The organism is Paenibacillus hamazuiensis (genome assembly GCF_023276405.1).
GTDB lineage: Bacteria > Bacillota > Bacilli > Paenibacillales > NBRC-103111 > Paenibacillus_AF > Paenibacillus_AF hamazuiensis.
Window position 1 is genome coordinate 6,932,908 of record NZ_JALRMO010000001.1, and the last position, 13,848, is coordinate 6,946,755.

Sequence of the window (13,848 nt, forward strand, 5' to 3'; positions counted from 1 at the left end):
GGAGATGGAGACGGATCCGTATAACGCGTCGCTGGGGCTCAGCGGGCTGATCAATATTTTTGTCGTGATCGTATGCATCGGCTTGTCGTGGTGGGGGCTGCAGGAGTTTCGCTTCGATATGCTGCTGCGCCGTCCGAAAAGCGCCGCCGCGAAGCTGCTCCAAATCTTTCTCTCGGTCGCTCTCGGTTCGCTGGTGGCCCGATTTATCATCGAATATTTTCACTGGTCCACCTGGCTTCACGAGATGTTCTAACGTTTTCCTTCGAATAACATTAGCGCATTTTGTCAACAATGGATAGTACAACCGTGTGAAACCGAAGCGGCCTTACGAACAGTATCGTAGCTCTCAAAAAGGGCATTGTGCGAAAGGCGCTTCGATGCTACACTATGATGTGGCCTCGAACCATAAAAGCGAGAGCAATCAGCTTCTATACGAAGAACGCGGAGGGACCAAGATGAGCAAAATTATCGTCCGCGGCGGCAAAAGATTATCCGGCAAGGTCAAGATTCACGGCGCCAAAAACGCCGTTCTGCCGATTATCGCAGCCTCTATCCTGGGGTCCGAAGGCATCAGTGTCATTCACGATGCGCCTCCCCTAGACGATGTGATTGTCATTAACAAAGTGTTGGAAAGTCTCGGCATCGATGTCGAATATACAAACGAAACGGTGCGCATCGGCGCGGAGCGCATCGCAACTTGCGAAGCATCCTACGAGCTGGTGCGCAAAATGCGGGCTTCCTTTCTCGTCATGGGGCCGCTTCTCGCCCGCATGGGTCAAGCCCGCATCTCGCTTCCCGGCGGCTGTGCAATCGGCACCAGGCCTATCGACCAGCATTTAAAGGGCTTTGAAGCGATGGGAGCCGAGATTGAGCTCGGGCAAGGCTTCATCGAAGCCCGTGTTCACGGACGGCTGAAAGGGGCCAAAGTGTATTTGGATGTGGCAAGTGTCGGCGCGACCGAAAATATTATGATGGCCGCCACCCTGGCGGAAGGCACGACGATCATTGAGAACGCGGCGCGCGAGCCGGAAATCGTCGACCTTGCGAATTATTTGAACGCGATGGGGGCCAAAATCCGCGGAGCCGGCACCGGCATCATCCGCATCGATGGCGTAGACAAGCTTACGGGCGCTGTACATACCGTCATTCCGGACCGCATTGAAGCGGGTACATATATGATTGCCGCCGCCATTACCGGCAGCGATTTATTCATTGAAGGCGCGATTGCCGACCATTTGCGGCCGGTTATCTCGAAAATGCAGGAGATGGGCGTGCAGATCGACGAAGACGAGAACGGGCTTCGGGTTTATACCGACCGGCCGCTGAAAGCGGTCGATGTAAAGACGCTGCCGTACCCCGGTTTCCCGACCGACATGCAGTCGCAGATGATGGCGCTGCTGCTGGTAGCCGACGGCACGAGTCTGGTTACCGAAACGGTATTCGAAAACCGTTTCATGCACGTCGAAGAATTTGTTAATATGAGCGCGCAGATCAAAGTGGATGGGCGCACCGCCGTCGTCAGCGGCGGGGCTAAGCTGCGGGGCGCCAAAGTTTGCGCGACCGACCTGAGGGCGGGAGCGGCGCTCATTTTGGCGGCGCTTGCCGCCGAAGGGGAAACCGAAATTACCGGCGTTCACCACATTGACCGCGGGTACGTCGATATCGCCCAGAAGCTGCGGCTCGTCGGCGCCGATATTGAGCGGCTCCCGCTGGAAGTCCGGCAGGAGCAGCCCGAAGTCGGACTGTTCGCCGTACAGCCTACATGGGCATAAACCGGCAATACCAGGTTATGAGTCATAGAGACGGAACCTTCTTTTACCAAAGAAAGGGGCCGTCTCTTTCTTTGTTCTATTCTATCTTTTCCGTTCATAAGATGGAGGTATCCCAGCCATGAAAGACGGAGGAGCCGGCATGAAACAACGTAAGCGAAGTATTGCAATCTGGGTGGGCATCTGTCTCGCCAGTCTGCTTGTCACCATCATGCTGGTGCCGGCGATTCTAGTAAAACGCGGCTTGCCGAATCAAGCGGGGGCCGAATCCGCCGGGTTGTCCCAAGGCGGCGATAAACAAGCGGACAAGCAAGTGATGGTTCCGGTCTACATGACGAAACAGCAAAGAACGGAGCAGATCGGTCTGGAGCAGTATGTGAAGGGCGTACTGGCCGCAGAGATGCCGATCGAATTCGAACCCGAAGCGTTGAAAGCTCAGGCGATGGCGGCCCGCACTTACATTATCCGGCGGATGAGCGAGCAGGATGCGAGCAACGTCCCGGTCAAAGATGCGCTTGTGACCGATACGATCGCCCATCAGGCATATGTGACCGATGAGGAGCTGAAGGAGCGGTGGGGCCCGCAGTATGAGGTGAATATGGACAAACTGGTCAGGGCCGTTCGGGAAACGGAGGACATCATATTGACGTATCAGGGCCAGCCGATCAATGCGACGTTTTTTTCCACCAGCAACGGATATACGGAAAATGCCGAGGATTATTGGGGGCAATATATTCCATATTTGCGGAGCGTGGAGAGCCCGTGGGACCGGAAGCTGTCGCCGCGTTTTAAAGAAACGGTGTCGATCCCGATCAAGGATGTGCAGCGCAAACTCGGACTTGGCTCGATTGTTCCGGTCAGCACGAAATCGGCCGGCATTCGCGTGCTGGAAAAAACGAAGGGTCAGCGGATCAAGACTCTGTCGATCGGCGGCAAAGTTTTTTCCGGCCGCGAAGTGCGGGAAAAACTCGGACTAAACTCCTCCGGGTTCGAATGGACCGTAAAAGGCAGCGATCTCGTATTTACGACATACGGTTACGGGCACGGGGTCGGGATGAGCCAGTGGGGGGCGAACGGAATGGCGAAGGAGGGCAGCAAAGCGGAGGATATCGTCAAACATTACTATACCGGAATTGAACTCTCTCACAGTTCCGTACTATTTCCCAAGAAATAATAGGCTTCGGCCGGTATTCCCCATAGGCGACATATTTTATCAATGCTATCAATTTTTTTGCAAAAACTAGCGTCACCTCACGTATAAAAGCCCATAATCCGGCAACAATGGCTTAATGAGGTGATGATAGAATGAATGATCAAAAACAAGATTTGAAGACCAAAGAAGAAGCTCCTAATACTACCCAAGGGGCGCAAACTAACGCGTGGAAGAGACTGCTCGCTAAGAAATGGGTATTCCCGGCAACCTACATGGCAGCAGCGGCAATCATCTTAACGTTAATGTGGGTGTACCAGGATTCCGGCAAGTCCAAAATCGCCGATAATACGCAAGTCGGCTTGGATTCGTCGAAACAAACGGTCACCGACAACGTATCGGGGCCCGATGCCGTTGCCGTCAATTCTCCGGCCGAAACGATGTCCTGGCCTTTCAAGGACCGAAACGAACTGGAAGTGGTCATGCATTACTTTGACAGCAAAGCATCCAACGAGGTTAGACAAGCGGCTATGGTCGAATACGGGGATACGTTTACTCCGCATGTAGGCATCGACTACGCAAGAAACGACAAGCAGCCGTTTGACGTTTTGGCGGCGATGAGCGGCAAAGTAACGGCCGTGGAGAAAAATCCGGTCGTCGGCAACCTCGTGGAAATTACCCATTCGAACGGGCTCGTAACCGTGTACCAAAGCCTCGCGGACGTCAAGGTCGTCAAAGACCAGCAGGTGAAAAAAGGCGAAGTCATCGCCCAAGCCGGCCGCAGCGAAATGGAGAAAGACGAAGGCGTTCATCTTCATTTCGAAGTGCGTCAAGGCCAAGGCGGTCCGGCCCTTAATCCGGAGCAGTTTTTCCCGGAGCAATAAGATTAACGCGTTAGCTTAACATGCTTCAGCAGCAGGGATTTCCTTGCTGCTTTTTTGTTTTTCTGCGGGTTTTGCCCCCGAAAATGAAAATAATTATTCGCAAATCGGCTTGTCAGGCTTGGCTACGTAGAATATATGGTTTGCCCCCTCAATATAATGTACCAATTAACATGAGTAGGGAGGCGAGGGGAGTGCACGATTACATCAAAGAGCGGACTATCAAGATCGGTCGATGCCTTGTCGAAACCAAGCATACGGTCCGCACGATCGCGAAGGAATTCGGCGTTTCCAAAAGCACAGTGCACAAGGATTTGACCGAGCGGCTGCCGGAAATCAATCCGGAGCTGGCCAATCAGGTCAAGCATATTTTGGAATATCACAAGTCCATCCGGCATCTCCGGGGGGGCGAGGCGACGAAGATCAAATACCGAAAGACCAGAAGCCCCAAAGCTTCCGATAAACTCGTAACGGTGAAGTAACCGTCGTTTCCTGAAGAGTCCTCCCAAACCAATTATTTCCTGAGTCAAGTTGCCCTAAATTCCGCATTTCGAAAAAGGAATTTTCGTTTATCTAGCGAATGTACCTTATGTATATTATAATGAAAGAAAGTACCGCTTCAGTATTGGACGGACGGTTGGTTTAGGGAGGATACATTCACATGCTTAGCAAGGATATTGGCATCGATCTGGGGACGGCGAACGTCCTGATTCACGTAAAAGGACGAGGCGTCGTCTTGGATGAGCCGTCGGTAGTCGCCATCGAGAGCGATACGAAGCGGGTACTGGCCGTTGGCGAAGAAGCCCGCCGGATGGTAGGGCGGACGCCGGGCAACATCGTCGCCATCAGACCGCTGAAGGATGGCGTGATTGCCGATTTCGAAATCACCGAAATGATGCTTAAATATTTTATCAACAAAGTGGGCGGCAAAAGGTGGTACAGCCACCCGCGCATTCTGATCTGCGCTCCCACCAACATCACTTCCGTGGAACAAAAAGCGATCCGCGAGGCTGCAGAGCGCTGCGGTGCACGGGAAGTATTTCTGGAGGAGGAGCCGAAGGCGGCTGCGATCGGCGCGGGCATGGATATTTTTCAGCCGAGCGGGAACATGGTCGTCGATATCGGCGGAGGCACGACGGACGTTGCGGTATTGTCGATGGGCGACATCGTGACGTCCTCTTCGCTCAAAGTCGCGGGGGACAAGTTCGACGCGGCGATCATGAAATATATTAAAACGAAGTACAAGCTGCTTATCGGCGAACGGACTTCGGAAGATATCAAAATCAAAATCGGGACGGTATATCCGGACGGACGCAATGAAACGATGGACATTCGCGGACGCGACATGGTAAGCGGGCTTCCGCTGACGATCTCCATCCATTCGAATGAAGTGCAGGAGGCTTTGTGGGAGCCGGTGGCTTCTATTGTCACCGCCGCCAAAACGGTGCTGGAGAGGACTCCTCCCGAATTGTCCGCCGATATTATCGACCGCGGAGTTATTTTGACCGGCGGAGGTGCGATGCTGCACGGCATTGACCAGCTGCTCGCCGACGAATTGAAGGTGCCCGTGCTTGTGGCGGACAACCCTATGAGCTGTGTCGTTAAAGGGACAGGCATCATGCTCGATAACCTGGATAAAGTATCGAAACGGAAATACAGCTGATTCGAAGGAAGGGAATCGAATGTTAAGAGGACTTTACACCGCAGCCTCAGGTATGATCGCTCAGCAGCGCAAGCACGATACGGTAACGAACAACATCGCGAATATCAACACGCCGGGTTTTAAGCAGGGGACAGGCATCTCCCGTTCGTTTCCGGAGATGTTGATCGAGCGGATCCGCAGCGGCGGCGCTCCCGGAGAGCCGCCTACCGCCCGGGTCGGAAGGCTAACGACCGGCGTAATGGCCGAGGAGAACGTATCCGTTCATGCGCAAGGCGACATACAGGAGACGCAGAACCCTTATGATTTTGCGCTCATTTCCGATATTCAGGTGCCTGGTGCGACTTTCGACGCTTCCGGCAAATACGTCGACGCGGACGGCCAGCGCGTTATTCAACCGCAGGCGTTTTTCACGGTTTTGAATGCAAATGGGGAACAGCGGTACTCGCTGAACGGGAAATTTACGGTGGATGTGAACGGAAACCTGATTACCTCGGAAGGGAACCGGGTGGCCGGACGCGACGGACAACCAATCGTGCTGATCGATCCGACTACGCAAGCGCCGATTACCAACTTCCGCATCAGCAAGTCGGGACTGTTCACCAATCGGGACGGTCAGCCTATTATGGGAGCGAACAACCAGCCGCTCAATTTGCTGATTTCCCGCGTGGAAGACCCGAACCAGCTCGTTCGGGAGGGGAACGGCTTGTACCGGCTGAATGCCGATAACGCCACCCAGGTTCAACCGGTAGGTCTGAACGACCAAGTCGAAGTGCGCCAAGGGTACATAGAACGTTCCAACGTGGACGCCGGGCAATCGATGGTGGACATGATGTCCGCGCTTCGGGCGTACGAAGCCAACCAGAAAGTTGTGCAATTTTACGATAAAAGCATGGAAAAAGCCGTAAACGACGTCGGACGGATCTAGGAGCGAAGCGAAAACTATGAACAATTCCATGATTAATTCATCGGTATCGATGCGTGCGCTGCAGCAAAAGCTCGATCTGACCGCGAACAATATCGCCAATGTCAATACGACAGGCTACAAGCGGAAAGAGGCGTCCTTTCAGGATGTGCTCACCAGCGTCAAACAGCAGCCTCGCGGCTTCCAGAAAGAAGGCCGCTTGTCCCCGCTCGGTTACAATCAAGGCTGGGGTGCCAAGCTTGTCCACGCGGAAGTGAATATGGCCCAAGGTTCGCTGGTCGCTTCCGAAAATCCGCTTGATGTGGCGATCGAAGGGGACGGAATGTTTGAGTTAACTGTCAATACTCTCGATGCTAACGGTCAGCCTGTGCAGCAGACGGCATGGACACGCAACGGCGCTTTCCAGTTGTCCCCGGGACCCGCGGGTTCGGATACGTTTTATTTGACGACCAAAGACGGGCACTTTGTGATGGGAGCCGATGATAATCCGATTTCCGTACCGGCCAATCATCAGGTTAGAATCGACGCCGGCGGTTCGGTGATGGCTTACAGCGAAACCGATAAGTCGGCGGCGCCGGTGCCGGCAGGGCAAATCAAGATGGTGCGGGTCATTCGCCCGCAGCTCCTGGAGCAAATGGGCGACAACCTGTACGGGCTGCCGCAAAATGCGACGAATAGGGAAGAGATCCTGCAAACCGTGGATCCTGCCGTACCGAATGAAGCCGACCCGATCACCGTGCGCCAAGGTTTTTTGGAGCAATCCAATGTGAATTTGGCCGATGAGATGTCCGAGCTGACGATCGTTCAGCGCGCGTTTCAGCTTAATTCGCGGGCGATCACCTCTTCCGATACGATGATGAACTTGGCGAACAATCTGCGCGGATAAGCGGCATGAAATGAGGTTTTAACGATATTGAAGGCGGAACAACCCAAGGAACGGAAACAAGATCAAGCGAAACCGAAAAAGCTGCGGCCCAGGTGGAAAGTGATTCTCTGGACGGTTGGAAAGGTGCTGCTTGTGCCTGTCCTTTGCGTTGCCGGATTGATCGGCGGGCTTATGATCGGATATGTATATATTGGCGGGCAGCCGGTGCCTGAAGTGTTTCAAATGGAAACATGGAAGCACATGGTCGATTTGGTTTTCGCCGCTTCGTAAAGCTCCCGGGAGGGAGTTTTATTTTTGGTTTAAGAACGGTATAATGTATGGATGATAGGCGGTTACTGGAAAAAGGTACTGCTAAAGCTATCCCGGGGGAGCGACGAAGGATGAACGTGCCTAATTTGCTGACGATATGTCGGTTTATTCTGATTCCGGTCTATCTCCTGGTCTTTTCGTCAGGACATATCAAAACGGCATTTCTCGTGCTTTTGATCGCCGGATTGACCGATGTATTGGACGGTTATATTGCACGCACACGGAAGCTGGTCACCCAATTGGGAAGCATGCTCGATCCGCTTGCCGATAAATCGATGATGATCACAGTCATCTTGTCGCTCGTTTTTTCGGGAATGATTCCGTGGGAAGCGGCTATGGCGATGTTTGTCCGGGATGCCGGGATGATCGCAGGTTCGGCGTTTTTCCATTTTCGGGGCAAGAAGACGGTTCCGGCCAATGCGATGGGCAAATTGACGACGGTGCTTTATTACATAGCGATTTTATTTATCGTTTTTCAGTTTCCGTTCGCCCAAACGTATTTATGGTTTGTGATCGGAGTTTCCTTTGTGACGTCCGTCATTTATATTTTGCAGTTTCGTTCCCTTAACAAAGAGGATATGCGATCGAGCCAATGAATGGGCACAGGAACGGGAAAAAGAGCATATGTACGGCCCTGTCGTCGGTTTCCTCGGGGCCCCTACATACGCTCCTTTTATATCAACCTTCACAACCTGCAGATTATGAAGGGGACACCGTTAGTGTAAGTTAAGCCCGTAGTTTTTATACTTTAGAAGCGGAAGGAGCGGCACCCTTGTTAGATGCCACCCAAATTCAAGAAATTATTCCACACCGGTATCCTTTTTTGCTGGTCGACCGTATTTTGGAAGTAGAGCCTGGAGTACGGGCCGTCGGCATCAAAAACGTGACGATGAACGAACCTTTTTTTCCCGGCCATTTTCCCGGTTATCCGGTGATGCCCGGCGTGCTTATTGTAGAAGCGCTCGCCCAGGTCGGGAGCGTCGCCATGCTGATGGTCGAAGCGAACCGGGGCAAACTCGGTTTTTTTGCCGGCATTGACGGCTTCCGGTTTCGCGGACAAGTTGTTCCTGGCGATACGTTAACGCTAGAGGTGGAAATCACCCGACTGAAGGGTTCCATCGGCAAAGGTCAGGCTAAAGCCAAGGTTGGCGACCGTTTGGTAGCGGAAGGCGAATTGATGTTCGCATTGTCCGATCGGACCTGACAAGCAATCATTTTTCGTAAAAGGAGTGGGGGTCATGAATACGTCTACCCGTGTGCAGGAGCAATATGAACTGTGGCTGAACGATGCGGCCATCGACGAATCGGCCAAAGCGGAGCTTCGCGCCATTCAGGATCAGCCGAAAGAGATCGAAGACCGTTTTTACCGCGACCTGGAGTTTGGTACCGGCGGACTCAGGGGCGTTATCGGAGCGGGGACGAACCGCATGAACATTTACACGGTAGGGCGGGCGACCCAAGGGCTGGCTCAATTTTTACTGAAAACGGGCGGATCGTCCGCAGCCATCGCATATGACTCCAGGCATCAATCTCCGGAGTTCGCTTTGGAAACGGCGCTCGTCTTGGCGGGCAACGGCATCAAAGCGTACGTGTTCGAATCGCTTCGACCGACACCGGAGCTGAGCTTCGCCGTACGATACTTGAAGGCGTCCGCCGGCATCGTCATCACCGCGAGTCATAACCCACCCGAGTACAACGGGTATAAAGTGTATGGCTCCGACGGCGGACAACTTGTACCGGATCAGGCGGAGCAGGTCATCGCGGAGATCGGACAAGTGCAATCGTTTGCTCAGGTCAAAAAGCTGTCGCGCAGCGAGGCGGAAACGAAAGGACTGCTGGTCTGGATCGGCCGGGAAGTCGACGAGCGGTTTATCGATGCGGTTACAGCTGTAAGCCGGAACCGGGATTTGGTGAAGCGGATGAGCCCGGATTTCCGCATCGTGTACACTCCACTGCACGGAGCCGGCAACCTGTCGGTGCGTGCGGCGCTGAAAGCGATCGGCTTCGAGCAGGTGCACATCGTTTCGGAGCAGGAGCAGCCGGATGCGAATTTCTCCACCGTCAAATCGCCGAATCCGGAGGAGCGCGATGCTTTTAAGCTGGCGATCGAGGTGGCGAAGCAGGTGAATGCCGATATCATCATCGGCACCGATCCGGACTGCGACCGCATGGGGGCGGTCGTCAAGGATACGAGCGGCGAATATTTCGTGCTCACCGGCAACCAATCCGGCGCAATCATGGTCGATTACTTGTTGGGCAGCTTGAAGGAAAGCGGGCAGCTGCCCGCGAACGGCGTGGTGATCAAAACGATCGTCACGAGCGAGATGGGGGCAGTTATCGCCCGTCATTACGGTGCGGAGACGCTCGATACGCTGACCGGCTTCAAATACATCGGTGAGAAGATGACGCAGTTCGAGAAATCCGGGGAACGCGAATTTTTGTTCGGCTATGAAGAAAGCTACGGATATTTGGCGGGTACATACGCCCGCGACAAAGACGCTGTTGTAGCTTCGATGCTTATATGCGAAGCGGCGGCCTACTATAAAAGCAAGGGCAAAACGCTGTACGAGGTGCTTCAGGAGCTGTACGCGCGGCATGGACATTTCCAGGAAAGGCTGGAGTCGCGCACGCTCAAGGGCAAGGACGGCGTAGAGCAAATTCAGGCGATCATGAATGATTGGCGCGTTAACCCGCCTGCGGACATCAACGGCTTGAAAGTGACCAAAGCCGAAGATTTTTCCCAAGGGTTGTATGGATTACCTAAAGAAAACGTGCTGAAGTACACGCTGGAAGACGATTCCTGGTTCTGTCTCCGCCCGTCGGGCACCGAGCCGAAAATCAAAGTGTACTTTGCGGTGCGGGGCCGGTCCAGCCAAGGTGCGCAGGACGCGATAGCGGCTTTGGTACAGAACGTCATGTCCCGCGTTGACAGTTTAAGCAAATAGCGGCTACCAAACCTCTTTAGGGCTTTGGCCTTAAAGAGGTTTCAGAATGTTAAAGGGCAGATAGGAGTGAATCGCTTGATCCATCGTTATCTGGATTGGAACCGCAAATTGATGAGACCGCTGTGGTGGCTCGTCATTATCGGCATGCTGGCCTCTCTCGGCATCGCCTATGAAAGGGTAGAAACCGAACAAAAATCCGCCCGCAAAGTCGAGTTTGTCTTCGACTACCGGGATTTGCTGGAAATTTCCGATTTGCAGCCGGACCCGCAAAAATTCGTCAACGATCAATTGACCCAAATGAAGGCGGCGGGAATTCATTCCTTGGCGGTGTACGAGTCGACGTTGTCCGAATTCCGGCTGAGCCGGCGAATTGAGGTATATTCCACGCACGAAGCGACCGCGCTCACGCAAAGTCCGATATCGCCGAACGAAAACTTTACGTACATCCTGTTTGCAGATAAAACGGCCCAGCAGAGGCTGCAGCCGCTCATCGAGAATACGTTCAGCAGCTTGAAGGTGGGCATGCGTCCGTGGAGCTTCAAAAACCAGCAGGGCATGATCATTGAAATGGGCATGGAAGAAGCGATGCTCAAAACGATGGATCCGGATCCGATCACCTTGCAGATGCTGAAGGATAAAGGCTTCCAGATCGTCGTGCGGATGTCGAACCGCAGACCTTTTGACGCGGCCAATATGGACAAGCTGCTTGCCCAGCTGAAAAGCTTCGGCGTAAAGCGGTTCATCATCGATGGAGAAACGGTGCCCGGCTTTGTCAACGATAAAAACTTCGAAAACATCGACACAATGGCCGAGTTGATGAAGAAGTACAACATGGGCCTGGCCGCCATTGAACTGCTGAAAGCACCGCAGCGCGGCTTCAACCGCCTCGCTAAAAACATTAATTACGATGTCGTCCGACTGCATTCGTTTACGGAACAGGACGGCCAGAAGCTGACGGAAAATTTGACGGAAGCGGAGCTGGCGGATCGTGTTCAAGGGGTCGCCGACCGCTTTGTACTGGCCGTGAAAGACCGCAACATCCGCATGGTATTTTTGAACGCCCGGGCCGTCAAAAACGCCGACAAAGGAAAGATTTTGAACCCGCTCGAGCCGCTGTACAAAAGCTTGGAAGGCCCCGACGGGGCGCTCGAACGCATTGAAAATGCCGGCTACTCGTTTGGTATCGCGGAGCGTTTCTGGCCGTTCCATTCGGTATGGCAAAAGGCGGCGAAAGGGCTGCTGTGGGCCGGAGCCGTCGCTTTGATTGCGCTGACGGCATCGTATTTTATACCGGAGATGACGTTGGCATTGTTTGTGCTCGGCATGATCGGCTCCGCGGGGCTGCTCGTTCTGTCCCAAAGCTTGTTTGCGCAAGGGCTCGCTCTCGGAGCGGGGGTATGCGCTCCGAGTCTGGCGATGATGTTTGCTGTCCGTGCTGCCAAAGAGCGGAATAAAGCGGCTCGAGGAGGGGGACGCGTCTCCTCGTCCGCCGCATTTGCCATTCTCCTTCTCTTACGAACGGTGGGTATCTCTTTGATCGGCGCGTTATTTATCATTGGCTTGCTCAATCAGATTACGTATTCGCTCGTCCTGGAGCAATTCAGAGGAGTCAGCGCCGTTCATTTGATTCCAATCGTCGTAGTCGTGATTTATTATTTGTTTTTCAGCGAGACTTCGACCTATAAGGAAAAATGGGCCCAGGTCCGCAAGCTGCTCACTTCCTATATCAGCGTTGTATGGGTGCTGTGCGCTGCGGTCATCGTCGGGGCAGGCCTGTATTACTTGTCCCGTACCGGCAATGAGGGACAAGCTTCGGCTATCGAGAAGCTTTTCCGCTCCTTCCTGGAAAATACGCTCGGCGTCCGTCCGCGGACGAAGGAGTTTTTGTTTGCGCATCCGCTGTTCCTGCTCGGCGGCTTTCTGGCTGCCCGCTATCGCGGTGCATTGATCCTGATCTTGCTCGGCGTCATCGGGCAAGCTTCGATCGTAGATACGTTTTGTCATCTGCATACCCCCATTTTGATCTCGCTGACCCGAGTCGTATATGGGATTACGTTCGGTGCCCTTATCGGTTACGCGGCGATCATCGTTTGGGAAATCGTAGCGAGGAGATGGCGCGCATGGGCAAAAACAACCGCATCACGTTAGCCCTCTCCGGTTATTACGGCTTTGACAACAGTGGCGACGAAGCCGTACTGCAGTCGATCCTGCTCGCTTTGGAGGAGCAGGGTCGCGCTCACGACTTGCAGTTCGACCCGGTCGTATTGTCGATCGACCCGGCTAAAACAAGCCGGGCCTACGGCGTACGGGCTGTTCACCGCATGAAGCCGGGCGCGGTGTTCGGCGCCCTCCGCGAGGCGGACGGCCTGATCAGCGGCGGCGGCAGCTTGCTGCAGGACGAAACGAGCAGCAAGACGATTCCGTACTACCTGGCTGTTCTTAAGCTCGCGCAATGGCTGGGCAAGCCGACGTTCGTCTATTCGCAGGGCATCGGTCCGGTCCACCGCAAAATGTTTTATCCGTGGATCCGCGGCACGTTCCGTAAGTGCAAGTATATTTCGGTGCGCGATGCCGAGTCTGCCGAGCTGCTTCGCGAAACCGGACTTTCCGGTGACAGTATTCATGTTGTGCCCGATCCGGTCATGGGGCTCAAGCTGCGGGATGGCGCAGAGCCGCCGGCACGAGCGGATGCCGGATCCGCCGGTACCCGTTTGCCAGTGATAGGCGTCTCCGTCCGTTTCTGGAATCCGGACCGTACGGAGCTGGACGCTTTGGCGGAAGCGCTGACCCACATGCTGGACAGCCAGCCTATGGAGCTGCGGTTTTTGCCATTCCACCTGCCTTCCGACGAAGTTGCTTCCCGGCACGTCATTCAGAGAATGGGCGACAAATACAAGCAGCAAATAACGGTTATTCCGGATGCCTTTCATCCGCAGGACATGTTAGCCGAAGTGAGCCGGTGCGATTTGCTGATCGGGATGAGGCTTCACTCCTTGATTTATGCAGCCGGACAATATGTTCCGATGATCGGCATATCGTACGACCCGAAGATCGACCAGTTTTTGAACCGGCTTCAGATGCAAGCGGCGGCCTCCACCAAGCTGCTTCACCCCGGAACGTTCGCCCGGCATGCTCTTGACCTTCTGGAAGCAAGGCAGCAGTGGCGGCAGGAGAAGAAGGAAGCAATCGAACGGCTGAAAGCTGAAGCCGGGGAGCCGGCGCGGCGCATCGCGTTTTTTTTCAAAACCTCGGGCTGAAATTGGATAAACAAGAACCGTCCACCGCAAAATAATAAAACATAAACCTTCTCATAGGAACTCCCT

14 protein-coding genes are annotated in these 13,848 nt (G+C 54.1%); all 14 read left to right on the forward strand.

Translation table 11 applies throughout. The features are described 5' to 3' along the window. Positions 1–4: 4 nt before the first annotated feature. The 14 genes from MYS68_RS30405 to csaB all read left to right on the forward strand — a co-directional run bounded on the left by MYS68_RS30405 (position 5) and on the right by csaB (position 13,782). Positions 5–253, forward strand: coding sequence for a DUF1146 domain-containing protein (locus MYS68_RS30405; RefSeq protein WP_248929387.1), 249 nt, complete (start codon positions 5–7; stop codon positions 251–253). Between the two features lie 202 nt (positions 254–455). Beyond that, complete coding sequence (gene murA, locus MYS68_RS30410) at positions 456–1,772, forward strand: UDP-N-acetylglucosamine 1-carboxyvinyltransferase (RefSeq protein ID WP_248929388.1); 1,317 nt, start codon at positions 456–458, stop codon at positions 1,770–1,772. Positions 1,773–1,911: 139 nt separating this feature from the next. Beyond that, on the forward strand, positions 1,912–2,943 hold the full coding sequence (spoIID, locus tag MYS68_RS30415) for a stage II sporulation protein D (RefSeq protein ID WP_248929389.1): 1,032 nt from the start codon (positions 1,912–1,914) through the stop codon (positions 2,941–2,943). A gap of 131 nt (positions 2,944–3,074) precedes the next feature. After that, entirely contained in the window at positions 3,075–3,803 is a 729-nt protein-coding gene (locus MYS68_RS30420; RefSeq protein WP_248929390.1) for a M23 family metallopeptidase, read from the forward strand. A 191-nt stretch (positions 3,804–3,994) separates the two neighbouring features. Continuing rightward, positions 3,995–4,282: a sporulation transcriptional regulator SpoIIID gene (spoIIID, locus tag MYS68_RS30425; RefSeq protein ID WP_248929391.1), complete on the forward strand. Its 288-nt coding sequence runs from the start codon at positions 3,995–3,997 to the stop codon at positions 4,280–4,282. 179 nt (positions 4,283–4,461) lie between these two features. Next, positions 4,462–5,463 (forward strand): rod shape-determining protein, encoded by a 1,002-nt coding sequence (gene mreB, locus MYS68_RS30430; protein ID WP_248929392.1) that lies wholly within the window; start codon positions 4,462–4,464, stop codon positions 5,461–5,463. 19 nt (positions 5,464–5,482) lie between these two features. Further along, a complete protein-coding gene (locus MYS68_RS30435) occupies positions 5,483–6,388 on the forward strand; it encodes a flagellar hook-basal body protein (RefSeq protein ID WP_248929393.1) in 906 nt (301 codons plus the stop codon). A 16-nt stretch (positions 6,389–6,404) separates the two neighbouring features. Further along, positions 6,405–7,271 (forward strand): flagellar hook-basal body protein, encoded by an 867-nt coding sequence (locus MYS68_RS30440; RefSeq protein ID WP_248929394.1) that lies wholly within the window; start codon positions 6,405–6,407, stop codon positions 7,269–7,271. A gap of 27 nt (positions 7,272–7,298) precedes the next feature. Next, positions 7,299–7,541, forward strand: a complete 243-nt coding sequence (locus MYS68_RS30445; RefSeq protein WP_248929395.1) for a DNA-directed RNA polymerase subunit beta — start codon at positions 7,299–7,301, stop codon at positions 7,539–7,541. 110 nt (positions 7,542–7,651) lie between these two features. Beyond that, a complete protein-coding gene (locus MYS68_RS30450) occupies positions 7,652–8,176 on the forward strand; it encodes a CDP-alcohol phosphatidyltransferase family protein (RefSeq protein ID WP_248929396.1) in 525 nt (174 codons plus the stop codon). Positions 8,177–8,352: 176 nt separating this feature from the next. Then, positions 8,353–8,784, forward strand: coding sequence for a 3-hydroxyacyl-ACP dehydratase FabZ (gene fabZ, locus MYS68_RS30455; protein ID WP_248929397.1), 432 nt, complete (start codon positions 8,353–8,355; stop codon positions 8,782–8,784). Between the two features lie 34 nt (positions 8,785–8,818). After that, positions 8,819–10,525: a phospho-sugar mutase gene (locus tag MYS68_RS30460; RefSeq protein ID WP_248929398.1), complete on the forward strand. Its 1,707-nt coding sequence runs from the start codon at positions 8,819–8,821 to the stop codon at positions 10,523–10,525. A 75-nt stretch (positions 10,526–10,600) separates the two neighbouring features. Beyond that, a complete protein-coding gene (locus MYS68_RS30465) occupies positions 10,601–12,673 on the forward strand; it encodes a DUF5693 family protein (protein WP_248929399.1) in 2,073 nt (690 codons plus the stop codon). Further along, complete coding sequence (csaB, locus tag MYS68_RS30470; RefSeq protein ID WP_248929400.1) at positions 12,646–13,782, forward strand: polysaccharide pyruvyl transferase CsaB; 1,137 nt, start codon at positions 12,646–12,648, stop codon at positions 13,780–13,782. Before MYS68_RS30465 ends, csaB begins: the two co-directional genes overlap by 28 nt. Positions 13,783–13,848 lie beyond the last annotated feature (66 nt).

Excerpts from the sequence above, each read along its gene's own strand:
- MYS68_RS30450 (WP_248929396.1), top strand. The coding sequence starts at position 7,652 with ATGAACGTGCCTAATTTGCTGACGATATGTCGGTTTATTCTGATTCCG.
- MYS68_RS30405 (WP_248929387.1), top strand. The coding sequence starts at position 5 with ATGGAGACGGATCCGTATAACGCGTCGCTGGGGCTCAGCGGGCTGATC.
- MYS68_RS30440 (WP_248929394.1), top strand. The coding sequence starts at position 6,405 with ATGAACAATTCCATGATTAATTCATCGGTATCGATGCGTGCGCTGCAG.
- MYS68_RS30420 (WP_248929390.1), top strand. The coding sequence starts at position 3,075 with ATGAATGATCAAAAACAAGATTTGAAGACCAAAGAAGAAGCTCCTAAT.
- spoIID (WP_248929389.1), top strand. The coding sequence starts at position 1,912 with ATGAAACAACGTAAGCGAAGTATTGCAATCTGGGTGGGCATCTGTCTC.
- mreB (WP_248929392.1), top strand. The coding sequence starts at position 4,462 with ATGCTTAGCAAGGATATTGGCATCGATCTGGGGACGGCGAACGTCCTG.
- MYS68_RS30460 (WP_248929398.1), top strand. The coding sequence starts at position 8,819 with ATGAATACGTCTACCCGTGTGCAGGAGCAATATGAACTGTGGCTGAAC.
- csaB (WP_248929400.1), top strand. The coding sequence starts at position 12,646 with ATGGGCAAAAACAACCGCATCACGTTAGCCCTCTCCGGTTATTACGGC.
- murA (WP_248929388.1), top strand. The coding sequence starts at position 456 with ATGAGCAAAATTATCGTCCGCGGCGGCAAAAGATTATCCGGCAAGGTC.
- MYS68_RS30435 (WP_248929393.1), top strand. The coding sequence starts at position 5,483 with ATGTTAAGAGGACTTTACACCGCAGCCTCAGGTATGATCGCTCAGCAG.